Source organism: Streptomyces sp. NPDC058195, from assembly GCF_042883525.1.
Taxonomy (GTDB): Bacteria; Actinomycetota; Actinomycetes; order Streptomycetales; family Streptomycetaceae; genus Streptomyces.
This window is the reverse complement of sequence record NZ_JBHVVM010000048.1, coordinates 1-22,066: the sequence shown is the minus strand read 5'-3', so window position 1 is coordinate 22,066 and position 22,066 is coordinate 1. Positions and strand designations below refer to the sequence as shown.

At 69.9% G+C, this 22,066-nt stretch carries 22 protein-coding genes and 2 pseudogenes; 14 read left to right on the top strand and 10 right to left on the bottom strand.

All coding sequences use genetic code 11. From position 1 onward, the window contains the following. Window positions 1-27 precede the first annotated feature (27 nt). From ACFVWY_RS34345 to ACFVWY_RS34335, 3 genes are all read left to right on the top strand, one after another. Window positions 28-444: an anti-sigma factor antagonist gene (locus ACFVWY_RS34345; protein ID WP_389878859.1), complete on the top strand. Its 417-nt coding sequence runs from the start codon at window positions 28-30 to the stop codon at window positions 442-444. Between the two features lie 175 nt (window positions 445-619). After that, the gene (locus tag ACFVWY_RS34340) at window positions 620-1,009 is read left to right on the top strand and encodes an ATP-binding protein (protein ID WP_389878858.1); all 390 of its coding nucleotides are present in this window, start codon (window positions 620-622) and stop codon (window positions 1,007-1,009) included. Then, entirely contained in the window at window positions 1,006-1,179 is a 174-nt protein-coding gene (locus ACFVWY_RS34335) for a DUF6126 family protein (RefSeq protein WP_389878857.1), read from the top strand. Before ACFVWY_RS34340 ends, ACFVWY_RS34335 begins: the two co-directional genes overlap by 4 nt. A 650-nt stretch (window positions 1,180-1,829) precedes the next feature. On the opposite strand, the gene ACFVWY_RS34330 is transcribed toward ACFVWY_RS34335, so the two are convergent. The 3 genes from ACFVWY_RS34330 to ACFVWY_RS34320 form a co-directional block, all read right to left on the bottom strand. Beyond that, window positions 1,830-4,091, bottom strand: coding sequence for a PA14 domain-containing protein (locus ACFVWY_RS34330; protein WP_389878856.1), 2,262 nt, complete (start codon window positions 4,089-4,091; stop codon window positions 1,830-1,832). A 671-nt stretch (window positions 4,092-4,762) separates the two neighbouring features. Continuing rightward, window positions 4,763-4,909 carry a hypothetical protein gene (locus ACFVWY_RS34325; protein ID WP_389878855.1) on the bottom strand — a complete coding sequence of 49 codons (147 nt, stop codon included), beginning with the start codon at window positions 4,907-4,909 and terminating at the stop codon, window positions 4,763-4,765. An 80-nt stretch (window positions 4,910-4,989) separates the two neighbouring features. After that, window positions 4,990-6,417 (bottom strand): beta-propeller fold lactonase family protein, encoded by a 1,428-nt coding sequence (locus ACFVWY_RS34320; RefSeq protein ID WP_389878854.1) that lies wholly within the window; start codon window positions 6,415-6,417, stop codon window positions 4,990-4,992. Window positions 6,418-7,217: 800 nt separating this feature from the next. Here ACFVWY_RS34320 and ACFVWY_RS34315 point away from each other — a divergent pair. The 4 genes and pseudogenes from ACFVWY_RS34315 to ACFVWY_RS34300 all read left to right on the top strand — a co-directional run. Continuing rightward, a pseudogene (locus tag ACFVWY_RS34315) lies at window positions 7,218-7,514 on the top strand (hypothetical protein); the annotation flags it as partial. 286 nt (window positions 7,515-7,800) lie between these two features. Then, complete coding sequence (locus tag ACFVWY_RS34310; protein ID WP_389878853.1) at window positions 7,801-8,301, top strand: hypothetical protein; 501 nt, start codon at window positions 7,801-7,803, stop codon at window positions 8,299-8,301. Window positions 8,302-8,448: 147 nt separating this feature from the next. Then, window positions 8,449-8,846 (top strand): annotated as a pseudogene (locus ACFVWY_RS34305) (IS5/IS1182 family transposase); the annotation flags it as partial. Between the two features lie 533 nt (window positions 8,847-9,379). Continuing rightward, window positions 9,380-10,861 (top strand): ISL3 family transposase, encoded by a 1,482-nt coding sequence (locus ACFVWY_RS34300; protein WP_389878852.1) that lies wholly within the window; start codon window positions 9,380-9,382, stop codon window positions 10,859-10,861. Between the two features lie 171 nt (window positions 10,862-11,032). Here the strand turns inward: ACFVWY_RS34300 and ACFVWY_RS34295 are convergent, their stop codons facing one another. After that, window positions 11,033-11,287 (bottom strand): DUF2283 domain-containing protein, encoded by a 255-nt coding sequence (locus tag ACFVWY_RS34295; protein ID WP_389878851.1) that lies wholly within the window; start codon window positions 11,285-11,287, stop codon window positions 11,033-11,035. A gap of 451 nt (window positions 11,288-11,738) precedes the next feature. On the opposite strand from ACFVWY_RS34295, the gene ACFVWY_RS34290 reads away from it, so the two are divergent. Then, window positions 11,739-12,119 carry a hypothetical protein gene (locus ACFVWY_RS34290; protein WP_389878850.1) on the top strand — a complete coding sequence of 127 codons (381 nt, stop codon included), beginning with the start codon at window positions 11,739-11,741 and terminating at the stop codon, window positions 12,117-12,119. 276 nt (window positions 12,120-12,395) lie between these two features. Here ACFVWY_RS34290 and ACFVWY_RS34285 read toward each other — a convergent pair whose 3' ends face one another. Continuing rightward, the gene (locus tag ACFVWY_RS34285; RefSeq protein WP_389878849.1) at window positions 12,396-13,193 is read right to left on the bottom strand and encodes a hypothetical protein; all 798 of its coding nucleotides are present in this window, start codon (window positions 13,191-13,193) and stop codon (window positions 12,396-12,398) included. Between the two features lie 342 nt (window positions 13,194-13,535). Between ACFVWY_RS34285 and ACFVWY_RS34280 the strand changes: the two genes are divergently transcribed. Further along, window positions 13,536-13,862, top strand: coding sequence for a hypothetical protein (locus ACFVWY_RS34280; protein ID WP_389878848.1), 327 nt, complete (start codon window positions 13,536-13,538; stop codon window positions 13,860-13,862). 50 nt (window positions 13,863-13,912) lie between these two features. On the opposite strand, the gene ACFVWY_RS34275 is transcribed toward ACFVWY_RS34280, so the two are convergent. Continuing rightward, window positions 13,913-14,086 carry a hypothetical protein gene (locus tag ACFVWY_RS34275; protein ID WP_389878847.1) on the bottom strand — a complete coding sequence of 58 codons (174 nt, stop codon included), beginning with the start codon at window positions 14,084-14,086 and terminating at the stop codon, window positions 13,913-13,915. A 331-nt stretch (window positions 14,087-14,417) separates the two neighbouring features. On the opposite strand from ACFVWY_RS34275, the gene ACFVWY_RS34270 reads away from it, so the two are divergent. Continuing rightward, window positions 14,418-14,777, top strand: coding sequence for a cyclic-phosphate processing receiver domain-containing protein (locus tag ACFVWY_RS34270; RefSeq protein WP_389878846.1), 360 nt, complete (start codon window positions 14,418-14,420; stop codon window positions 14,775-14,777). 340 nt (window positions 14,778-15,117) lie between these two features. On the opposite strand, the gene ACFVWY_RS34265 is transcribed toward ACFVWY_RS34270, so the two are convergent. After that, window positions 15,118-15,618 carry a GNAT family N-acetyltransferase gene (locus tag ACFVWY_RS34265; RefSeq protein ID WP_389878845.1) on the bottom strand — a complete coding sequence of 167 codons (501 nt, stop codon included), beginning with the start codon at window positions 15,616-15,618 and terminating at the stop codon, window positions 15,118-15,120. A gap of 526 nt (window positions 15,619-16,144) precedes the next feature. Here ACFVWY_RS34265 and ACFVWY_RS34260 point away from each other — a divergent pair. From ACFVWY_RS34260 to ACFVWY_RS34250, 3 genes are all read left to right on the top strand, one after another. Further along, the gene (locus ACFVWY_RS34260) at window positions 16,145-16,576 is read left to right on the top strand and encodes a DUF4259 domain-containing protein (protein ID WP_389878844.1); all 432 of its coding nucleotides are present in this window, start codon (window positions 16,145-16,147) and stop codon (window positions 16,574-16,576) included. Between the two features lie 431 nt (window positions 16,577-17,007). After that, entirely contained in the window at window positions 17,008-17,553 is a 546-nt protein-coding gene (locus ACFVWY_RS34255; RefSeq protein ID WP_389878843.1) for an SMI1/KNR4 family protein, read from the top strand. A 1,258-nt stretch (window positions 17,554-18,811) separates the two neighbouring features. Beyond that, the gene (locus ACFVWY_RS34250) at window positions 18,812-19,027 is read left to right on the top strand and encodes a hypothetical protein (protein WP_389878842.1); all 216 of its coding nucleotides are present in this window, start codon (window positions 18,812-18,814) and stop codon (window positions 19,025-19,027) included. 86 nt (window positions 19,028-19,113) lie between these two features. Here ACFVWY_RS34250 and ACFVWY_RS34245 read toward each other — a convergent pair whose 3' ends face one another. Next, entirely contained in the window at window positions 19,114-19,725 is a 612-nt protein-coding gene (locus tag ACFVWY_RS34245) for a class I SAM-dependent methyltransferase (protein WP_389878841.1), read from the bottom strand. Window positions 19,726-19,774: 49 nt separating this feature from the next. Further along, complete coding sequence (locus ACFVWY_RS34240; protein WP_389878840.1) at window positions 19,775-20,530, bottom strand: hypothetical protein; 756 nt, start codon at window positions 20,528-20,530, stop codon at window positions 19,775-19,777. Window positions 20,531-21,060: 530 nt separating this feature from the next. Here ACFVWY_RS34240 and ACFVWY_RS34235 point away from each other — a divergent pair. Then, complete coding sequence (locus tag ACFVWY_RS34235; protein ID WP_389878839.1) at window positions 21,061-21,606, top strand: hypothetical protein; 546 nt, start codon at window positions 21,061-21,063, stop codon at window positions 21,604-21,606. Window positions 21,607-21,775: 169 nt separating this feature from the next. Here the strand turns inward: ACFVWY_RS34235 and ACFVWY_RS34230 are convergent. Next, the coding region (locus tag ACFVWY_RS34230; RefSeq protein ID WP_389878838.1) for a transposase at window positions 21,776-22,066 on the bottom strand (291 nt) is incomplete at its 5' end.

Sequence of the window (22,066 nt, the reverse complement as noted above, 5' to 3'; positions counted from 1 at the left end):
CGCCGAGCCAAGGAAGTCCCCACCACGATGACGATCGAATGGCGTTACACCATGGAGCAGGACCTCGGGGTGCTGTCGGTGGCCGGATACCTGGGCGGCGACGCGGTGCACCGCTTCACCGGGGCCGTCGGCTGGACACTGGCCCGGGGCACGGGCCCGGTCGTCGTCGACTGCGCCGGCCTGCACGGCTGGTCGGCCGAGGGCCAGCTGGCCCTCGCGGACGCCGCACGCGAACTGGCCGCCCACGACCGGCCCCTCCATCTGGCCGCGATCCCCGCCGACGGATCCCTGGTCCCCGTCGGTGACCACCCCCCGATCGAGGTCCACTGCGACCTGACCGCCGCCCTCGCCGCCCTCGCCGCCCTCGCCGTGAACCCCGGCGCCGACGCGTCGGCCGAAGGGGGACAGGAATGGCGCACCAGCGGCTGGCCCGCAGTCCAGTGAGCCGCCTCACCGGGGAGCAGGACCTTTGCACGGAGCCGGCCTGCGGGAAGCCGGTGTCGTGAGAGGCGCCCGCGGGCTTCGGCTGCCATGGAGCGGGGGCGGCCCGGCGGCCGCTCCGGAACACGCCTGGCCGGGCGTGCGGCACATCGCGTCCGTACCGGTAGGGCCGCGGGCGGTGACCCGGGCCAGGGCAGCGGTGGCCGGGCGGTTCGCGGAGAGCTGGGTCGCACGCCGGTCGGCCTTCGCCGACGCGGTACTCCTCGTGGCCAGTGAGCTGGTCACCAACGTGCTGCGGCACGCGCCGCACTCCCCGTGCGCCGATGCCGGGATAACGGCCGTCCGGGGAACGCTGGTGATCAGCGTGGAGGACACCGAGCCCCGGCTGCCGGAACTGTCAGGCGAGGGCATGGGCGCCGGACCGCGCAGGGTGTCCGAGCTGGCTGCCGAATACGGGGGCGAGGTCAGCGTGGAGCCGGCCACGCGGCACACCGGCAAGACCGTCCTGGTCCGGTTCGAGATCCCGTGCACTGACCACCCACCGATGACCGGAGAGAGAAACCGATGAGCGACGAGGACACCGCGCAGCCAGTGCGCGGCAAGAAGGCCGTCAGGGACGAGGAGAAAGAGAAGGAGAAGGGCGTCGCGCTGCGCGCCTTCTTCTACATCTTCGGCACCCACCTGTTCGCCGCCTTCGTCTGGCTGCTGTTCTACGTCGGCCAGCACGCCGGCAAGTAGCGGTCCGGCGTGCCGACCGGCCGATGCGGTGCCTGGTCGCGACCGGGTCCTGCGCCAGCCCGGCCCGATGCGGGGACCGCTCGTGCGGCGGCCGGGCGCGGGCGCTCTGACGGGCGTCCACGCGCGGTCAGGCCGCGGTCGCGGTGTGGTCGGCCGCGAGGGAGAAGAGCTGCTGCCCGGTGCGCTGGGCGGCCGACCTTGCCTGGAGCGCGACGGCCTCCTGAGCGTCGGCGAGCGCGGTCCGCTCCAGGGTGTCGTGGCCGCCCCGGGAGCCGTCCGGCGCCAGAGCGCGTCGAGCCGCTGCCGCGGCACATCACCGCCGCGGCCTCCCTGCCGACGGGCCGGGAACCGCGGCACCGGCCGGGCTGGTCGTCAGAGGAGGAAGGAACGGTGACGCACAGGGTCCTCCACGGACACACGCTTCGCTCTCGCGACGGTCAGGTGGGGAGAAACCTGCGGCCGCCACCGCCACCATCAGCCCGCCGACCGGCTCCAGAGCGACCCTGTACTTCTCCTGGGGGCACGGGCTGGTACTGGGCCGCGACGACGGAGCCGTTGGTCGGCTCCGAGTCCTGGCTGGAGCGGGGGAGGCCCGCTGTCCGGAGGCGTGAGGGCGTCCGGACAGCGGGCCTGAGGGATCGGACGGGGCGTCAGGGACTCTGCGTCGAGATGCCGAACGGCCTGGTCTGCGGGGCCGATTCGGTGCCGTCGGCGGTCACGGCGGTGACGACGTAGTAGTAGTACGCCGGAGCCAGGCCGGGGTCCGTGTACGTCAGTTCCGTCACGCCCGAAGCGATGCGGTGCTCAGGAGTGAAGACATCCGAGTCGGACGTGGACCGGTAGACGTTGTACGAGACGGTGGCACCCTGGTCGCACGCTCCGACCTGCCAGTTGAGCCGGACGTAGTCCGCGCCCCTGCCGCCCGTGACCCGGGGAGCGGCCGGTGCGGTCATGACCGGGCAGGGCACGGTGACCTCGGCCATCGGCGAGAAGTCGGACCACATGCTGTGCGTGCTGACGGCGCGCACCACGTAGTGCCACGTCTGGCCTGCGGGCACGTTCTCGTTCGTGAACGTCGTCCCGGTGAGCAGCGGGGAGACCGAGTAGGCCGACGTGGGGTCCGAGGAGGTGGTGCGGTAGACGTAGTAGCCGGCCACATCGGTCGACGTGCTCGCGGTCCACTCCACCGTGACGTTGCCGTTCTCGGCCGTCGCGGCCACCGAGGCGGGCGCGGCCGGCTTCCCGTAGACCGGCAGGCGCTTGCCGTAGACGGTTCCATAGCCGGGCTCGGGCATCGGAGAGATGTTGCCGGCCGCGTCGACGGCGCGGACGGTGTAGCCGAACTGCTCGTCGACCGGCGCGCTGGCGTCCAGGTACCCGGCGTCCCGCACCACGGCGATCTGCTCCCACGCGCCGAACATCGGCTTGCGCATGACGAGGTAGTGGTCCGTGTCGTCGGTGTTGGCCGTCCAGGCGAGGTGCACGCCGTCGGTGCCGTTCCACGCGTTCAGGCCGTACGGCATGTGCGGCGGGGTGACGTCGCCGGTGCGGGTGGCCGAGGCCGTCGCCGAGGGGTTCGACTCCGTGCCGTGCGTCGTGACCGTCCTGACCTGGTAGTGGCGCACGTGGCCGACGGGCGCCGTGAAGTCGTCGTAGCCGGGGCCGGTGACCGGGGTTTCGGTCAGCCGGGTCCACGGGCCGGTGGCCGACTCCGAGGCGTAGACGTGGAACCGGTGGGACGCGTCACCGTCGTACCGCCAGCCGACGGTGCTGCGGTCGATCCGGCCGTTGGCCGAGACGTTCGCCGGTGGCAGGGGCTTGAGCTCGGTCGCGTCGAGCTGGACGGGCGCGGAGTACGGGGAGGCGTTGCCCGCGACGTCCAGTGCCCGCACGCGGTAGTAGTAGGTCAGGCCCACGGCGGCGTTGACGTCGGTCAGGACGGTGCTCTGAGTGGGCAAGGCGATGGAGGAGAACGGCCCCTTGGGCGCGAGGGACCGCTGCACCTCGTAGGAGCTCGCCCCGCTCACCGGAGGCCAGGAGAGCCGGGCGCCGGACCCGTCGTACGTGGCCGTGAGTCCGGCGGGGGCGGCGGGGGCCGTCTTGTCGGCGCTGACGACGCGCGTCGGGGAGGACAGCGGGGAGAGGTTGCCGGAGCGGTCGACGGCGCGGAGGGCGTACTCGTAGGTGGCGCCGGTGGCCGGGGGAGTGTCGGTGAAGGCGGCGCCAGTGACCGGTGTGCTGTTGAGCAGGCTCCAGGCGCCGGTGCTGCCGGTGCGGCGGTAGACGCGGTAGCCGGCCAGGTCCAGCTCGTAGTTGCGGGTCCAGGACAGGGCCGTCTTCAGGGTGGCTGCCCCGTAGACGGCCTTCAGGCCGGCCGGGACCAGGGGAGCGGTCTTGTCGTAGGCGGCGCCGATGACGGGCTTGTAGGCGAAGGCGATGCTGGCGGTGCCGGTGAAGGCGGCGAAGTCCACGCGCAGGGTGTGGACCCCGCGCGGGATGGTGAGGCGGAGGGTTTTCTTCTGGGTCCGCTTGACGTCGCTCCACAGACTGATCTTGCGGTGGCCGTCGAGGTAGACGCGGGCGCCGTCCTGGACGGCGACGGTGAGGTCGAAGGGGCCGCCGGAGCCGAAGTTGCGGCTGGTGCTCCAGCGGATGCCGAAGTTGTCCCGCGGCAGGGTGACGCCCGCGGGGTCGCCGAGGCCGTAGTTCTCGGCGACGGAGGCATCGCAGACGGTGGCCTTCGGGGTGCCGGTGAGTGTGGTGTTGGCGTAGTACTGGGCCTTCCACACACCGGCAGAGCAGGTCACGGCCGCTTGCGCGGTGGCGGGGAAGGCGAGTCCGGTCAGGGCGGTGGCCAGGGAGAGCGCGGCTGCACCGGCTGTACGGCGCGCCACGCCGAGGGATATAGGCATCTGTTGACGGTCACACTTTCGATCGGGAGATGGGTACAAGACGCGTACTCCGCCCCGATCGTGTCATTCGCAAGATCGCTCGCGAAAGGGGGTTTGTGCGGAATCATGTCAACCACTTCTCCGCTGCCCGTGCCAGGCGGCGGAGGGTGTGTCATATGCCCACAGCACCTGTGAATGGAGCGGTGGGGGCGCCGCCTGAGGGAGACCATGGGCAGCTCCGCTGAAGAGCAGGGCTGAGCCGGGTGCCCTGTCCGTCAGCACGATTCCATGAAAACCATGCCGGTTGAGAACTCCCAGGACCGGCGTTCCTCCGTCTCAAGCCGTATGTGGCCCAGAGTTTCCCGGCCCCGGCCAGTTCGTACCAGCCCGTACGCGGCTGTTACGACGGCGACCAGGTCGATGCCCCTCTCCCGGGCAGGCCGGTCCCCCCGCTCCCGGAGGGCGAGGACGACGGCGACCTCCTGGACCGCCGGGAGTGCGTGGCGCTGCCGGGAGTCACTCGCGGTGCTGCCGGGAGTTACCCCCCCCCACCACCACCTGGAACACCTGCAAGACCCACCCGGCCCTGACCGTGGCCAGGACCAGGGCGGGCGGAGCCGAGCACTGGCCCCGGAGCACGGTCCGGCACCACCAGGACAGACAGACAGACAGACAGACAGCCAGCCAGCCAGTCAGTCAGCCGGGCCGCCGTCGCGACCGCGGGCGGCCGGCCCCGGGGCCCCGGGGTCCAGGCCCCGCGCGACCAGCTCCCCGCTCTCCCCGCCGAACTGCTCGACGCCGAACCCGCCATCAGCGCCGCCATCGTCACCGTTTGTCATGGGACCGGCCGTTCCTCCCCGCACCGGGGAGGAACGGCCGGTGATGGGCCGCTGTCCGGACCTCCTGGTGCTGGGACGTGTCAGGTGCAGTTGATGAGGAGTGAGGTGATGGCGGTGCAGGTGCGGGATGCGCTGTCGTTGGCGGGGTTGGGGTCGGTGGGTGTGCTGGTGGTGCGGGTGGCGGTGACGGTGTAGGGGGTGCCGAGGCTGAGGACGGCGACGGGCACGGTGATCTGGCGGGTGGTGCTGGCGCCGGGGGCGAGGCCGGTGGTGGTGCAGGTGGCCTTTCCGGTGGTGAGGGTGCAGTCGGGGCTGGTCGCTCCGGTGGGGGTGGGCAGGTCCAGGGTGACGGTGCCGGAGGCGAGGGTGTGGGGTCCGTGGTTGGTGAGGGTCACGGTGTAGTCGATGCGGCCGTTGAGCAGGCTGGGGCGGGGGGTGGCGGTCAGTTCCACGCCGACATCGGCGGTGGGGCGCCCGGCGATCGCGATGTCGACGGAGGTCGTGCCCACGGGGACGCCGCTGGTGGTGTGGGTGGCGGTGTCGATCACGGAGACGGTGGCCGAGTTGCCGTTGGCGGCGTAGACCTGGCCGCCGTCCGGGGTGACGGCCACCCCCCTGGGGGTGCTTCCGGAGGCGGTGGTCGCGGACACGGTGTTCGTCGCGGTGTCGATCGTGGCGACGGTGGCGCCCTGGCCCCGGGAGACGTAGACGTGCGCACCGTCCGGGGACACGGCGACGTCGTACGGGCCATCGGTGAGAGGGACGTTGGCGGACACGGCGTTGGTGGCTGTGTCGATCACCACGACGGAGTTGGAGAACGGGCGGGTGACATAGGCGCGGCTGCCATCGGGGGTGAAGGCGACGCCCTGGGGGAATCCGCCGACGTTGACGGTGGCGGTCACGGTGTTCGTCGCGGTGTCGATCACCGATACCGAGCGGGCGTTGTAGTTGGTGACGTAGGCGCGGCTGCCGTCCGGGGAGACGGCCACCTCCTGCGGGGCGCTGCCGACGGTGATGGTGGCGGTCACGGTGTTGGCCGCGGTGTCGATCACCGTCAGCTGCTGGAGGGCGCTGTTGACGACGTAGGCGCGGGTTCCGTCGGGCGAGACCGCGATGCCGTTGGCACCACTGCCGACGGGGATGGTCGCGGTGACCGTTCCCGTCGCGGTGTCGGTCACGGAGACGGAGCCGGCGTCCCCGTTGCTCACATAGAGGCGGGCCCCGTCCGGGGAGGCGGCCACGCCTTTGGGGCCGTCGCCGACCGGGAAGGTGGACGTGACGGTGGCGGTGGCGGTGTCGATCACGGAGACCGTGTCGTCGCTGTAGTTCGTCACGTAGGCGAGCGGTGCTTCAGCCGTGGTCCGCGCCGCGGGTGGGGCAGGGACGGAGTGCGCGGCCGGGGCCATGGCGGTCAGCGAGGCCACGGCCAGGCCACAGGAACCGGCGATCGCGAGGAATCGGCGGCCGGACTGCTTCCAGGGCCGGACAGATGTGGTGGGCAGGCTCATACAGGTGTTCCTCTCGCATCGGGCCCCGGCGTAGGAGCACATGGCCATGCGGCCGGCCGGTGGCCCGTGTGGTGATGTCGTGGAAGTGGGTCAGACGGTGGCGCGGTGGAACACGCGCCGCACAGAGCGGAGACCGGGGCGGCGGCCCGACCGGAGTGCACCCCGCTCCCGGGGTGTTGGTGCCGACGGGGTGTGCTGCCTCGTTCGGGCCGATCGTGTGCGGAAGAGACGCGTAGCCACCGACCGCGGGCGATGCTCTCGGGCGGGCCGCCTCGCCCCTGGGGAATGTGGTCACGTGACCGTCAATCCCCCTTCGCGGAACCGGCTGCGGCAACTGAGCCGCGGTGGTTAGAGGCTGTCTCGCAGCAGGCAGAACTGTGTGATATCGATGCAATAGGTCTTGATCCCGCTGGCGTATGGCCGACAGGCCCCTCTTGTGCTCCCCGGCAGCCTCCTGGTCCCGGCCCGTAGTCATACAGAGGTTTGAATCCGTGCGATGAGTACCCACGGATCGTCCACAGCCCGCGAGTGCCGGAGAAGAGGAGTTCTCGCTACAGTCACCGGCCGCCCGCTGGGCCCGGGTGCCGGTCACGACACTCCGACCTCGGAGAACGCGTCACGAAACTGCGAACAGGCACGGAGCTTGTCGCGCGGTCCGCCGTCGAACGCGGCTCGAACCTGGGGAGGGTTTTCGCAGTTCACCGGAGGTGGAAGCGGCCTTCGGCTGATCCTTCGCTCCGTCACAGAGGCAGAGGATCAGCACGAAGACCGCGGCCGTGATTTTGGTGCGTCAGAGCTTTCTGCGGGGCGCGTTCGCGGAAGCGTCACACTTCCGGTCGGAGCTGTGCGCGTGCCTGACGGCTCGGGGCGACGCGCTGTTGTGTACGGACGGGCAGGTGCGGACGCTGGTCGACCCGGCCTTCGCGCCTGAACATCGTCGTGGTCACGGAGCCCTGTACGGAGCCGTGTACGGAGCCCTGTGCGGTGGACTCAACCAGGGGCAGATCGGCATCGCCCGGCTTCGCCGGGCCTTGTCCGGGGTGCTGCTGCCACGGGCTGCGGACGGCAGGCTGGTGCTGGCGGTGGACGTCCCGACGTAGCTGCTGCCAGATGCCAGCACCCATGCTGACCGGGCCTTTTGCCACACATTCGGCCGCGGCGAGGTCACCGTGGCGGAGGTGACGGTGATCGCGGCGGAAGCCGGGCGGCACGGGGCAGAGCCGGTGATCGCGGCCAAGCCGACCAAGGCGTCCGGTACTCCCTGGCCGACCTCATGCGGTCACAGCAGTACCTCCTCCGGCGGGAGCAGGAAGCGGCCATGCCCGGCACCGTGTGTCTGGCTGCCGACAGTCGGCGTGACGGGGCTTGGCCTATGCTGAGCCGATGTCGGACGACGGCGAATCGCCAAGTATCTCGGGCATTGGCGTGGACTTGCCCGCAACGCTGCATATCGCCGGGCTTGCATTGAAAAGGACGGAGAGCCCGTCATCCCTGGCCTGCTGGACCGGCTGCCTCCCGGAGCCGGCAGGCGGCAACGCGGCGGCTGTCAGTCTGGTGATGGAGCCTGCCGCGCCGCCTGAAGAGGTCACCCTCCAACTCGTTCACGACGTGGTGAGCCGTTTCGACGTCTTCGTCGGCCAAGCCCTGCGGTACTGCCGGACCCGGCTCCGGGAGCGGCACTTTGAACTCACACCCGAGGAACTGAGCTGGCTGGACCTTCCAGAGCTGCCATTGGCAGTTCCCGAAGCGGTGGTGTGGGCCGACCAGACCTGGGCGATCCGGTTCACCGAGAGCAGGTTCCGGATGGCGGGCCCTTACGGAATCCTTGTGACCTTTAACGGAACTCAGCCTGTCGACGTGGAGGGCTTCGAGGACGAGCAATGAACCGCTCGTTGCGGCATCGCGGCCCTGGAGGCCGCGCAGATCGTCAGCAAGCGAGGCCAGCTGACAGACGGCACAGGCACAGGCACAGGCACAGGCAGAGGTCCGTGATCAGGGAGTTGCGACGCTCTGTGATCACGGAGGAGACCTGTGACTGCGCTGCCATCACGGCTGACGAACCGCTCTGGGACCAGTTTGCCGCCCTGTTGCCACAGCGGCCCGAGTCTGATCAGGGCCACCCGTTGGGCTGCCACCGGCGCCGGATCGGCGACCGGCTCGTCTTCGGCGAACTGTTCAAGGCCCTCCGGTTCAGCTGCTCTTACGAAGCGATCGCAGACTCCACCTGCTCAGCCACCCCGATCCGCACCCGCCGCGACGAGTGGTTACGCCTGGGCGTGTTCACGCAGGTGACGCAGATCGCGCTCGGTGCCTACGACCGCGTTGTCGGTCCCGACCGTGACCGGATCGCCGTGGACGGTGCCATCACCAAGGCCCCCGGCGGAGGCGACGCGGCCGGACGCTTGCCGGTCGACCGGGACAAGCAGGGTGCCGCCACCGTCACCGCCCGCCTCGGAATCCACCGCGACACCGCGCAGACCGCCCTCGCCCGGCTGCGCGCCGACCGCATCGCGGACCGCGTGAACGCCGCCCCCGCCCTCACTCCCGCCCAGGCCGCCGCCGCACTCGGCTACCCGGCCGGACAGGTCCGCCGCGCCACCATCCGCGCCGAAGCCGTCCTGCGCGCCCGCCGAGCCACCCCGTACCTGACCGACGTCACCACCGCCCTCCACCGCGCCAACTGTGGACCACCACCAAGGCCGCGCTTGAATCCCACCTCCCCACCGACGAGCTGGTGGTGGCCGTGTTCGTCCTCGACGCCGAGCACATCCCTGCACCCGCCCCCGCCCCTGGTGTGGGACGAACGCCACGGGTGGCGCACCGCCGCCTCCCGCCGCTCCCCTCGTCCAGCGCGCGGGCCTCCCGCCCGAGGACGACGAAGTTCGGCTCTGGCAAGATTTTCGTAGCCGAAGATCATCCCGATGCGGGCAGTCGCCCGGTTTGCGGGGTGGGCAGCCTTTGAGTGTGCTCTGTTGAACTGTCAAAGCTGTTACCGCACTTGGCCGAGTTGCTGGTGTTCTCGGCTGATACTTCAGGTCCTGTCGTGGTGATCGAGGCTCGTACTCGATCCCGTGTTCCAGCGGGATGCACCGGGTGCGGGGTCCTGAGCGACTGGATCCACAGCCGCTATGTCCGGCACCTCGCTGATGCGGCGCTCGGCGGCCGTCCGGTCCGGATCGACTTGTCCGTGCGCCGTCTGTACTGCGAGAACCCGTCCTGCCCGAAGGTGACCTTCGCCGAACAGGTTCCTGGGCTGACCGTGCGCTACCAGCGGCGAACACCACTGCTGCAGCACATGGTCGAGTCGGTCGGCGTGGTGCTGGCGGGCCGGGACGGGGCCCGGATGCTGCGGGTCCTGAACGTCAGACTGTCGCGGTGCACCGTGCTCACCCAGCTGATGCGGATGCCGCTACCGCCACCGGTCACACCCCGGGTGCTGGGAGCGGACGACTTCGCGCTCTACGGCGACACCTACGGCACCCTCCTGGTCGACGCCACCACCCGCCTCCCGCTCACGCTCGGGGAAGGCCGGGATGCCGAACAGCTCAGCCGATGGCTCCGGACGCACCCCGGAGTCGAGATCGCCTGCCGCGACGGCTCCCTCACCTACCGGCAGGGCATAGCCGACGGTGCCCCCGACATCGTCCGGGTCAGCGACCGTTTTCACCTGTGGCAGGGCCTGTCCCGGCGCGTTCAGGAAGTCGCCGCCGTCCACCGCGGCTGCCTGCCGGCCGCACTCCCTGCCCCCGAACCGGCCGGTCCGGCGCCTCCTTCGACGACAATGGAACCGGGGCAGGACACTCCCGCGGGCCGGCACGCCCAACGGCTTTTCGACGCCGTCCACGCGCTGACCGACGCCGGCCGCCCCTACGCCGCCACAGCCCGCGAACTCGGAATGGACTGCCGCACCGTCCGCAAATACGCCAGAGCCCGCAGCTGGCACGAGGTGATGCGCCGCCCTCCCCGCCGCCCGTCAGCCTTGGATCCGTACCTCGACTACCTGCAGCAACGCTGGGACGAGGGCGAACACAGCGCCAAGATCCTCCACCAAGAACTCGCTGGCAAGGGCTACCTGGGCCACTACCAACGCGTGAAGACGGCCCTCGCACCCCTTCGGCGGGGTCTGCCCCTGGACGAGCCCCGCGAACGACCGCCCTCTCCACGCGAAGCCGCACGCTGGATCATCGCGAGCCCGGTCCGGCACGGCCCGCAGACGGCGGAGCGTCTGCGGCGGCTGCTCGACCACTGCCCGGAACTTCACCGCACCCACGAACTGGTCCGCCAGTTCGCCGCCATGCTCGATACCCGCGACGCCACACCGCTGCCGGCCTGGCTCGATCACCTCACCAACAGCGGACTTCCGCCCCTCGCTGGCATCGCCACCGCCCTGCGTAGAGACCGGCACGCGGTCGCCCAGGGGATCACCAGCCCCTACAACTCCTGAGTCAACGAGGGCCGCATCACCGACGTGAAGCTCCAGAAACACATCATGGCAGGCCGCGCCAGCGTCCCGCTCCTGCGCCACCGAGTCGTACTGATCGCCCACCTACGCCGCCGCTACACCGAAGCTTTTCCAACCTGATGCGGCGCAAGGCACCTCTCCTGCTCAACCAGTTCATGCACCTCCGGCGTCAAGATGCTCAGATGACTCGAGCAGGTACTCGGGCAGCTTGGAGTTGGCCGCCAATACCTCGATACCGATGAGGCGCCCCTGCTCGTCGAAGTCAAGGTTGATCATGCCGCCAACCTCCACCGGATCGCAGGGATACATGCGCGAGGACTTGGTGCGGACCTGCGGATCGGTGAGGTACACGTACGCTGCGTTCGCAGTCTTGTCGTAGGTGACTCTGACGTCTGCCACGGCTGGCATGCTCCCTTGGTGGTTGGTGTCGGCACTGAGCCTTGATGAATTCGAGGATGCGGGCGGTACTGCAATAGCGCACTGAGCCCTCACCGAACCAAGACGATCTTCGGCTACGAAGATCTTGCCAGAGCCCGAAGTTCGCTACCTCGGCAGACACCGCGCAGCAGGTGGAGAAGAACGGCTGGGCCGGATTCCCCCCCCAGCGCTACTGACCATTCCACCCCCGTGCGCCCCGCTACCGGCCTACCCTGACATCGGAGCACCCGCCCAGGGGCACTGCGGATGACGGGAGACCATCATGGCCGCGCCGGTGACCGAACCGCCCACCCCGCCCTCGTACCCGCCGAAGACCCCGCCCCCGCCGAAGAAGCCGGTCTCTCCGCCGCCCTCTGAGTCAGCGGATGGGCAGGAGACCGGTCCTGGCTCTCTCGCGCGGACGGCTCGGCGTGGCGTGAGCATGCGCAACCGACGGGGCGTGAACTGGTCGTTGGAGTCCGCGCCCTGGGCGGTGAACATCGCCCAGCGGAAGATCACGACGCAGCTGGAGGAGTGGGGCTACCGGCCTACTCCTGCGGCTGCCGAAGGGATCTCTGCGGTTACTGGGCTTCTCGTCGCGGCGGCGGTGGCCGACGGCGGGCGCCGGATCAGCATGCATCTGTCTGACCAGGATCAGCTGGCGTGCATCGTCGCCCTGTCCCACCAGGTTGGGCTGCCCCCTGGCCATGCCCCGGACGGGGACGATGTTCTCCACGAGATCACCGCAGTCCCCGGAGTGGCTGGGTGCGGAACGGATGCCGGTCCGGACGGGCGACGTATCTGGGCTGTCACCGAGCTCTGACTCGCGCCCGCCGGGCGGGCGCCGTCCCACCGGTTCAGGAGTTCCTGCGCTCTGGCGACGGCCAGCCACTCCACGCCGTGGACGAGGAGCGCGGGGGCTGGTTGAACTCGCCGACGGCCAGGAGGAGGTGGCGAAGTCGGGGTCGGAGAGCCACCAGATCATGCAGTAGGTGCGCGACGGCGGACGTGGTTCTCGGTGAGATCAAGGTCTTTCCGGACTCCGGCTGCAGGACAGCGCCGACCGGCCCGCCAGGTACCGAGGTACGCCGCGACCGGCTCATGCCCCGCCGCCGCAGCCGCCGCCACAGCCACCGCCGCACGAACTGGCCGCGCCGACACCGCCGTCGTTGGCCCAGCCGGAGGTAGCGGCGGAGCCCGTACCGGCAACCCGCTCCGGTTCAACGGCGCGAACGCCCGCCTCGGCGACGCAGCGCTCGCACAGTGCCCCGAACTCGGGCCACTGCTCCGATCCCCTCCGCCCGTCCGCCACACCGAGCCAGACCGCTACCGGCACATGCACGGCCAGGGCGATCATGAACCAGAGCCCGTTCGAGCCCGGCTGGCGGGCGTAGAAACCGATGCCGAGGACGAGGACGGCGAACAGACCGCACACCGCGGCCCACCCTTCCCTCGCGCCGGGCACGTCGCGCGTCCGACGAACGGGGAGGCTGTGCCGTGCTGTCCGCCGCAGCTGGGAGCGGAAGGCCGGGAAGCGGGACGAAGCTCTCGTCTCCTCCAGAGAGCCGCTCCCTCCGGCGTCGTCAACGGCCGTCTGCAGTGATGCCAGCAGGGGGTGCGTTTCCGGTCCTGCTTCCGGGACCGGCTGGCGCTGGCCGCGGAAGGAGCGAGGTCCGGCGGAGAGCAGCAGCATCCCGGCCTGTGTCGCGGCCCGCTCTCCCTCAAGGTGGTACATGGCGAGAACGGGCTTCGCGTCACCGGTCTCGAAGAAGCGTCCGATGGCCTGTCGGTCGCGCCGGAGCACGTAACGGAGGCGGAGCAGCGAGAACGCCATGAACGCCGTGAAAGCGCCCGCCCAGACCGCCGCGAAGGCCCAGAAGGTCGGTAAGTCCGTCAAGAAGCCTGGCATCCGTTGCCCCCGCTGTCCCTCGCCGATCCACCTGGTCCTCAGGGCTGCCGAGCGAGCGGTGTCCCTGACTTCCAGAGTGGCAGGAACGACTCCCGCCGCACAGAGGCCCGCCAGATCCGCTTGCGGTCAGCTGCGCACGTGCAACCGGGCCCTGGTCCGCGCACAGCAAGCGTTCGCCCGCCGTTCCGTTTCGTGAACAACAACGACAACCTGTCTGATGGCCAGAGCACCAACTGCGGCATAGAGGCCCATAGAGCTCGTAACACGAGTTCGTGACCTCAGGTTCTGCATCGCTGACACGGCTGCCTACTCGATCGCGATACTTGAACTGTGGAGAGCTACGAGGACACCGCGACGCTTGAGTGGTGGGCCAACCGATCGACGTGTCCTGGAAGGCTTCGTGTGCGGATCGTGGTCCGTTCCGCCGGAGACAACTGGAGGTGCGAGGCAACCCTCGAATCTCCCCTGGCCGCGGAGGACAGGGAGAGCTTCGGCCTCCTGATACAGCTCGATCCGCACTTCACCCTGCGCTTTGACGACGAGAGCACGCTGTTGGTCGATGTCGTCGAAGAAGGAGTCGAGGGACGGCTCAGCCTCACCGCAGCCGAGGCAGACACTGCAGAGTCGGCTGGAACCAGGCACGTGCCGCACCAGTAGCCCCAGGGCCTCTTGAGGTGCTGCGCTGTGCGTGATTGCTTGGGGCGCGGTCAGGAGTGGGCCTTCTTGAGGGGTCTCCAGCAGATGAGGCCGCAGGCGAGGGAGACGAAGGCGTCGTGGAGTTCAGTGCGACGTTCCCAGCGGACGGCGAGGCTGGCGGCGTGTGCCAGAAGGTCTTCGAGGGCTTCGACGACCTTCCCGCTGGTCAGCGTGTGCTTCCTCATGTCGAGGCCTCCGCAGGTTCGAGGCCGCTGCAGGTTCGAGGACACCGGCCCGGGTGAGGAAGCCCTGGAATTCAGCGCGGTCCTCTGCGAGGCGTACGCGTACGTGGACGCCCGGTGCCAGCGCGTCGGCGCCTTGGAGCCGTGAGTCCTGCTCAGCCAGGCGCTGGAGCCTTGCCTGCATGATGAAGTCGGCCAGGGTGACGTTGCGGCAGGTCAGGGGCTTTCCTGCGGATGACCGTGCGGACCCGGGCCTGGTGGGGTACCGGCGGTTCGTCCAGCAGAGCCTCAGTACCTCGTGGCTGTCTCGCTCGCCTGCTGTGAAAATAGTCCGGTGAAAGAAGCCCCCATCGCGTTGACGCCGATTGTCCTCGGTATAGACGACCTCCGACTGCTCCCCGGGGCCACGCGGATTGCCCGCACCAGCAGTGAAGGGATCCAGCTCCTGGAAGAGCACCGCGACAGCTTCATTGACGAACTATGGCTCGACCACGATCTCGGCGGCGACGACACCATCATGCCGGTGGTCACCCTCATGGAAGAGGCCGCCTTCAACGGGCGGCCCTTTCAGATCGGAGTGGTCTTCGTGCACAGCGCCAACCCCGTCGGTGCCGAAACCGTCGTCCGATCGCTCGCCCGCTGGAGCTACCGCGTCCAGCGGGCAATGCCTAGGGAATCCGGCCGCCTCAGCTAGTGATGCCACTGATGCCCGATGCGGAGCTCGGTAGTGGCAGACGAGGACCGGCGGCGCGAGCTGACCGCTGAAGCCCCACACGGGGCGAAGCCATCTCCCCGCAGCAGTTACCAAGGCCCCCAACGAACCAGGTCCGCCAGGTCCTTCGTCACGTCCTTGGGGCAGGTGAGTGCACGATCGACAACCAGGCGCCAGCCGCCACCGCCTGCCGTGCGGGGAGCGCCGCACCGACCGAGATCACAGGGGTCCGGTCATCCGAGGGGCTTGGCTGAGGACAACCGGCTCGGTGGTGACGCCTCCGACGTGGTGGGGCCACTTTCTAACTTTCCGCAGCGTGTCCCTACGGCAGAGAACGAGTGAGCCACACCAGTTCGCCACTGTCTTCGGCCGAGACGTGGTCGCGCTGGAACCCAAGCTTCTCGAGGACGCGAAACGACGGCGTGTTCCAGGGACGCACCGTTGACCAGAGCCGCTTCCGCCCTGTCGCGATCGCCGCTTTGAGCACCGCGGACGCCGCCTCGGTGGCATAGCCCTGTCCGTGTACGCGCCGGAACAGCTCGTAGGCGATCTCCGGCTCGTCGACGGAAGCCCGGCCGACAGTGAGCCCGCAGTATCCGATGAAGTCGCCTGCGTCGCGGCGGATGACAGGCAGCAGAGCTATTCCTGTCAGTACCGACGCAGCCCGCTGATTCTCGATCATCCGCCGGTTGTCCTCGATCGGCGGCATGCCACCGCCCCGTTCCGCGACGAGCACGCGATGGGCGTCGATGTCAGGCTCGGTCCACTGGCGCAACGTCAGCCGATCGGTGTCGAGTTGGAGCGGCATCGGCGTATACGGCATGACGAGACCCTATCGCCGACGGTGACGCCCTGGGGCGGCCACGGCGGTAGATGTCCCGACCGGATCAAGCGCGAGCTCCTGGACGACGGTGCCGCCCCGGGAGTCGTCCAGCGCAACGCGCGCATCCATTTGCTGCCGCAGCACGTCACTACTGCCGACCTTCGCCGAAGGACCGGGAACCACACATACTGGAACCTGATACTGGCCAGTAACGTGGCGGAGCGCGACCGTCTCCGGGGACGTCACCAGCTCCCGCGCCAGGACCCGCCGCACCTACGGATCGATCCGTCCGCTGCCAACCTCGAACGCCGCCGCAGCAACCTCGTATGACGACGCTGGGCCCGCACCCACTGCTCGCCCCTGGCCGACAGCCTCACTGCCTGGCCGGCCATCCAAGATGCTCAAGCGCCAGATGTTCGGCCGCGCAGGCTTCGACCTCCTGCGCAAACGGGTCCTGCTCGCCCCGTAGTCGTGTTGTCAGTCCCTGATGCGAGGATCCGGGCAACCTTACGCAAGGGAGATCAGTATGGGCACCTGGGGTACCGGTCCCTTCGACAACGACACAGCTGCGGACTTCGCCCACGCTCTTGATGACGCCGAGCCCGAGGCGCGCGAAGCCCTGATCCGAGGCGTTCTCATCCGGACGATCGACGCCACCGGCTATCTCACGGAAGCGGAAGAGGCGGTGGCCGCCGCTGCACTCATCGCGGCGCAATGCCCGGGAGGCGAACCCGTCGACATGTCCTGCGGTCCGGAAACACCTATGCCCGCGTTCCCTTCCGAACTTCGGGCACTCGCCGACGAAGCCCTCGCTCGCATCGTCAGCGACGAGGACGGGCTGGCCTCGAACTGGGTCGACCCCGAGGACTGGAAGCAGTGGCGAGCCGTACTCACCCGCCTTCGCGCAGTGCTTGCCCCGCCCCTGCCTTCCATCGCTCTCTTCCATGTCCAGCCATAACGGAGCGTCACTCGGCGCTGAGCGGGTACGGAGTGCGGTGCCTGGTTGCCCACAGGCCCTCTGTGTCCTGAGGGAACCAGCCCTCGCGAGGGCTGAAGCGAAACCAGGCCTTGATCTTCTCGACCGCGTTCTCCATAGCGGCAAACAAGCACGGACCATCGGCAGCACCTTGCGTTAGGCATGAACTGGGCAACGACCTGGGTGGGTCCAGTGATCAACCGTTCGGTGTGCCAGCGGGGCAGGGCTCGCTGGCGTCCGGTCACCGACCCGTCATCGGCCTGCTCCGGAAGTTCACCCAGCGTCCCTTCGGGCTCGTTGTGGTGGTGTACACCGTGCTCGCTGAGGCCGGCATCCGGCTACAGCGGCGCGGATGGGATGCCGGACAGTACGGTGACTGATCGAATCGCGCCACCCACGGAGGAGACACCGCCATGGTTCACCCGGCCATCACCCGCCTCTCGGCCCTGCTCGGGGAGCCGGGCAGCCCGGGTGACACCGTTGACTGGGACGGGCTGGCACGGAGTACGGGCCTGCGCCTGCCCGCCGACTACCGTGACTTCGTCACGCTCTACGGCGGCGGGGAGCTGGACGAGTACCTCGGGGTCAGCACGCCGCCGGTGGACAGGTCCCCGTACGGCGACCTCCTCGACGGGCTGGACTTCGACCCCAGGGAGGAGCCGGCCACTCCCACGGGCACCACTCCAGCTGACCTGGAGAAGGAAAGGCTCCTGCCTTTCGCGAGCAGCGCCAACAGCGACGTGGCCTTCTGGCTCTGCGACACCCGCGACCCGGACGACTGGGACGTCGTCGTCTTCAAGCGCCAGCACCGTTACGGGGAAGCGGCCTGGGTCCGCTTCGCGGCGGGCTTCGGCGACTTCCTGCTCGGCACCCTCGACGGCACGCTGCCGAACCCCTTCAGCGACAGCGGCTACGCCAGGCCCCCGCACGCCTACCGCAACTGGCGGCAGCCGCTGTGACCAGGGCGTCCACGCGCGGCTGCCGACGGCCTGGCCCGGTGCGCGCTTGCCGCACGGCACGTTCGGAGAAGGGTGGGGGCACTTGGGCAGGCTGCTCAGGCAGGTGGCATCGACGTAGGTCCAGCGGGCGGGCTGTCCGTGCTCCTCGGCGAACATCCGCAGCTCGGTCCGTCCACTGGAAGGCATCTCGACCTTCCATGTGCCGAGCGCCAGGACGAAGTTACCCACGGAGAGCGGGGCAGGCAGGCTCGGATGGCTGGAGCGGAGCTGCACAGTGAAGCCGACGCCGTCGGCAAACCGCAGGACCGGCCTCGGCCGCCGGTCCCGCTCGACCGCGGCGACGCCCGGTGTAGACCGCAACCAGATGCCGGGGCTGAGCCCCACCGATCCGCCCTGAGCCCCACCGATCCGCTCCCGCAGCCGAGTCAGCTCGCGGGCGGAAGGGCCGCAATAGAACTCCCCGCACCTGCTGCGCCTGTTCACCGGGGCGTCGGCGGGAGCTGGGAGAGGGGCGACCGGACCGGGGTGTGGCAGCACCTCGTAGCCCCGGGCCTGCTGGTGCTGCTCACGGAGGCCGGGTCCGCGTAACGGCGGAGCCTGGCGGCCAAGCGGACCGCGGCGGAGGACACGGCCGAGCGGGAAGCGCGCGAGCCGGCCGAGCCTGCCCGCGCGGAGCGCCAGGAGGAGGACCGCCAGGAGGCCGCCGCCGAACAGCACGTGACGCCCCGGACCTGGGACGGGTATACGACCGACCCGCGCATCGTGCCGCACACGGTCGACATCCATGGCGTAGGGCACTGGCCGCGCAGCATCGTGCAGGCCTTCCGTGAGGACCGTCCCGGGAAAGCAGGTGCGTCCGGCCGGCCGAAGGGCAGCAGCAACGCGGTGCCCCGAGGTGAGCCCCGAGCCCGGGTGGCCGCGCTCCTCGACATCGACCCGGCGGTCACGATCGCCGGCGTCCGTGAAACGGTCGGGGTCGCGCCCGCCACGGCCCAACGCGTGCTGGCCCAGCTCCGCGGTGAACGGATCGCCGCGTTCATGAAGACACACCCCAGGCTTTCCGTCGACAGGCCGCGGACCGGCTGGGCTACCCGCCGGCGGTCCGCCGCGCTGCGTCGCGCGCAGTGGTTGCCGAGCGCACAGAGGACGCGGTGTAGTCATGCACGCACTCGCGGCTCCGGACAGGTGGGAAGCCCACTACGCCGCCGGACGAAGGCTTCGCCCGCCTCCCGCGCCCACGAAGCCCTCCACTGGGTACGTGAAACCGTCAGGGTGCAGGCCCACCCCGGACCGGGCTGTTCAGGGGTACGTCCTGAGCCGGATCGCCCGACTGGTGGGCGCCGGTAACCTCACGACCCCCGCCACCACCGATCTCGGCACGATCAACGCGCAGAACCTGCGCGAGGCCCACCGTGTCCTGGAATCCGGCAAGGCGATCGGCAAGATCACCCTGAATGGTTTCCCGCCCGCGTAGGAGATGCACGTCTCCGAGGAGTGTCGGCACGCCGCCGCGGATCCGGGCAGGTTCCGCTCACGCGTCCCGACCCGCGAGCCGCGGTTCTACCTGTCGGCCTCGTCCTGGGCGCGACTCAGGACCCAGACGCCGTAGGCCTCGTTCGCGGGGTGCAGCTGGTAGGTGCCTGCCCGCAGGTCGACGCGGAGTCCGGCGGCCGCGAGATCCGCCTCGAACTCGGCCGCGGTGTAGGCGTGGGCGTGCGGCGGCCGGTCCTGGAGGTGGAAGCCGACCAGGATCCGGCCGTTCCGGCCGAGGACGGCCCGCATCGCGCGCAGGGCCGCACGTTCGGTGCCCTCGGCCAGGTAGACCATGACGTTGCCCACGCAGACGACCAGGTCGAACGGGCCGTCGTCGGGGCCGAGGCCGAGGATGTCGCGTTCCTCGATCGGCAGCCCGGGGTAGGTCTCCCGGGCCTGCCGGACGAGCGCCTCGTCGGGCTCGATCGCGACCACGTCGTGCCCGCGCCGCAGAAGCGCCGCAGTGACCCGGCCCATGCCGGCACCGGCGTCGAGCACCCGGGCGCCGCGCGGCAGGAGCATGTCGGCGAGCCGGGCTTCACCGTCGATGTCCTCGCCTGCGGCGACGAGCTCGGCGAACCGCTTGCCGAAGTTTCCGCTGTTGCCCGCCTCCTGCCAGCGGGTCCGCGGCGTCGTCATCGGCGTGGGGCCTCCATGTGCCGGCGTGCTCCTGTTCATGCTCCGCATCCTAGGCGTCGTCCCCCAAGATCAAATCCAGTGGGTCCTGCGGTAGCGGCTGGCCAGGCCCGCCACTGCTCTGGCCGGTGAAGCCGCGCTCGACGACCTTGCGAACGCGGGAGGCCGTCCGGTCGAGCACGGGCGGCCGCCCGCGTTCCGGCACGTCCCGCCACGCGGAGCCGGTCCGCAGCATCCGCACGCTCCCGTTCGGCACCACCCGGTCGTCCGACCGGGGACGCTCCGCGGTCCCCGAACTCGGCAGGAACCGGCCCATCCACGCGATGAGCGGCCCACCGTGATCAGTCGCCGCCCGTGGCCCCAGCCATCCCCGCCCCAGTCGCTCACCGAGCTTGCGGCAGCACAGCCCGTCGGCGGACAGCGCCCGCGGCCGCGCGGCACCGCTGTCCATCCACACCAGCTCGGCCCTGGCCGGGTCCAGCAGCGCGTCAGCCACCGCCACCACCTCCGGGAAGACGACCGCGTCTCGCCCCACGATCCGCCACCGCTCCAGATCACCACCGGCACCCCCGCCCGCGACCTGGTGCAGGCGCCCTGGCCAGATCGTCTCCCGCTCCCAGCCAAGGGCCTGCTCCCACCACCGGGCCACTACCGCTTGCGCCAGCGCGAACACCCGCTCCGGATCGGCCCCGGCCCGCACCGCCCGCCGTGCCACCGAGACCCATCGCCGCTGCGCCGCCACCGCTTCCGGCAACCATTGCCCGGCGGCGCACAGGCGGCAGCCGAACGCCACCGGCCCGGCGACCACGCCGCCGGGAATCCGCCCCCAGCCGGTAGCTTGCCGTCCTGCCGCACCCAGGACGGCAACGCCCGCGCCAGCACGTCTTCATCGACGCCGCACAGGCCCGCCAGGAACTGCCGTCCGGCTGAGTTCAGCAGCACTTCGGCATCAGCCCGGCAGGTGCCGCTCTCGTGCTTGGGCTGGTGGTTGTGCCTGTGTCAGCATGACCGCAGTGCTGAAAAGGCGTACGTCGGCTCGGCTCCGATCACGCGGGCTTCGGGCAAACGTTGCTACGTCGGTCGCCGGTTCGTGAAGAACAGCTGGCTCAACCACGTCGCTCACTGGCAGGTGTTCGCCTCCCTCGGTGGTTCATCCGGCGCGGACGCGCACTTCCGGCGCCGCCGGGCAGGAGGGAACTGGCACACGCAGGCGTTGTGGCATCTGTTCAAGCGGATGCTCGGGCAGCTGCACCACTGCCTCCTGGCACGTGTCCCCTTCGACGAAGCGGTCGCGTTCCCCACCATGACCTTCACCGCGTCACCACCCGGCGCGGCGCCTTGGCCGGACTCCTTAGCGCCAGCGAGTTGGTGCCCAGCTCCGGGGCTGAGGAGGAACCCGAGCCAGACGCCGTCGCCGTGGTGGCGCTCACCGCTCCTGGGGACGACACCACCCGGATCGCCTGGGCAGGCGACGCCCGCGCCTGGGGCTGGGGCGGAACCCGGCTCCGCCAGGACAGCACCGACCAGACCATGCGCCAGTTCCCGCGCGTTTGCGGCGGGCCAGCGGCAGAGCTCGCTGACCATCGCGACGTATGGGTCCGCGTATCCCTCGCCACAGCCGTCGTTGCCACCGCCCGCGAAGCTGAGATCCCCGACCGGCTCGTGCTACTCACGGCCGACGAAATCCACGACACCGTCGGCCGTGACGAGGTCGAGGCACTGGTACGCGCGCATGAGGCCCACCCGCAGGTCCTCACGAACGGGCCCTGGCCCGCTGCCGCCCGTGACGGCCTCACCGGGGAGCGAGACGACGCCACTGCCGTGGCACTTCTCTATCTGTCCGCCCCGGCTGGCTGGCTGGCGGGGCAACCCAACGTCCCCTGACCCTGGAAGGGCGTCGCCGATATGCGAGCGCCTGGACAGAGGCCGTCCGATCGCGCACGGCGCGGCGGTATCCGGGATCTCCCGCCGTCTGGCCAGGTGGTACGCCCGCTGGCGGGCGCACGGCCCGTCACTCATTCGGGTGCTTCGCCTCTTTGTCTTACTGATCGTTTCAGAATGAAGTCCGGAGTCGTCTCAAGCAGATGATGCTGCAGGCGAGTTGAAGCAGACCGAGATGGAGGTCGGTGCGTATCTCGTAGCGGATCCGCAGGCGTTTGAACTGGTGCAACCAGGCGAAGGTCCGCTCGACGACCCAGCGTGTCTTGCCCAGGCCGGAGCCGTGCGGGGTGCCGCGACGGGCGATCTTCGGTGTGATCCCACGAGCTCGGACAAGGCGGCGGTACTTGTCGAAGTCGTAGCCGCGGTCGGCGAAGAGTCGCCGGGGCCGGTGGCGGGGCCGGCC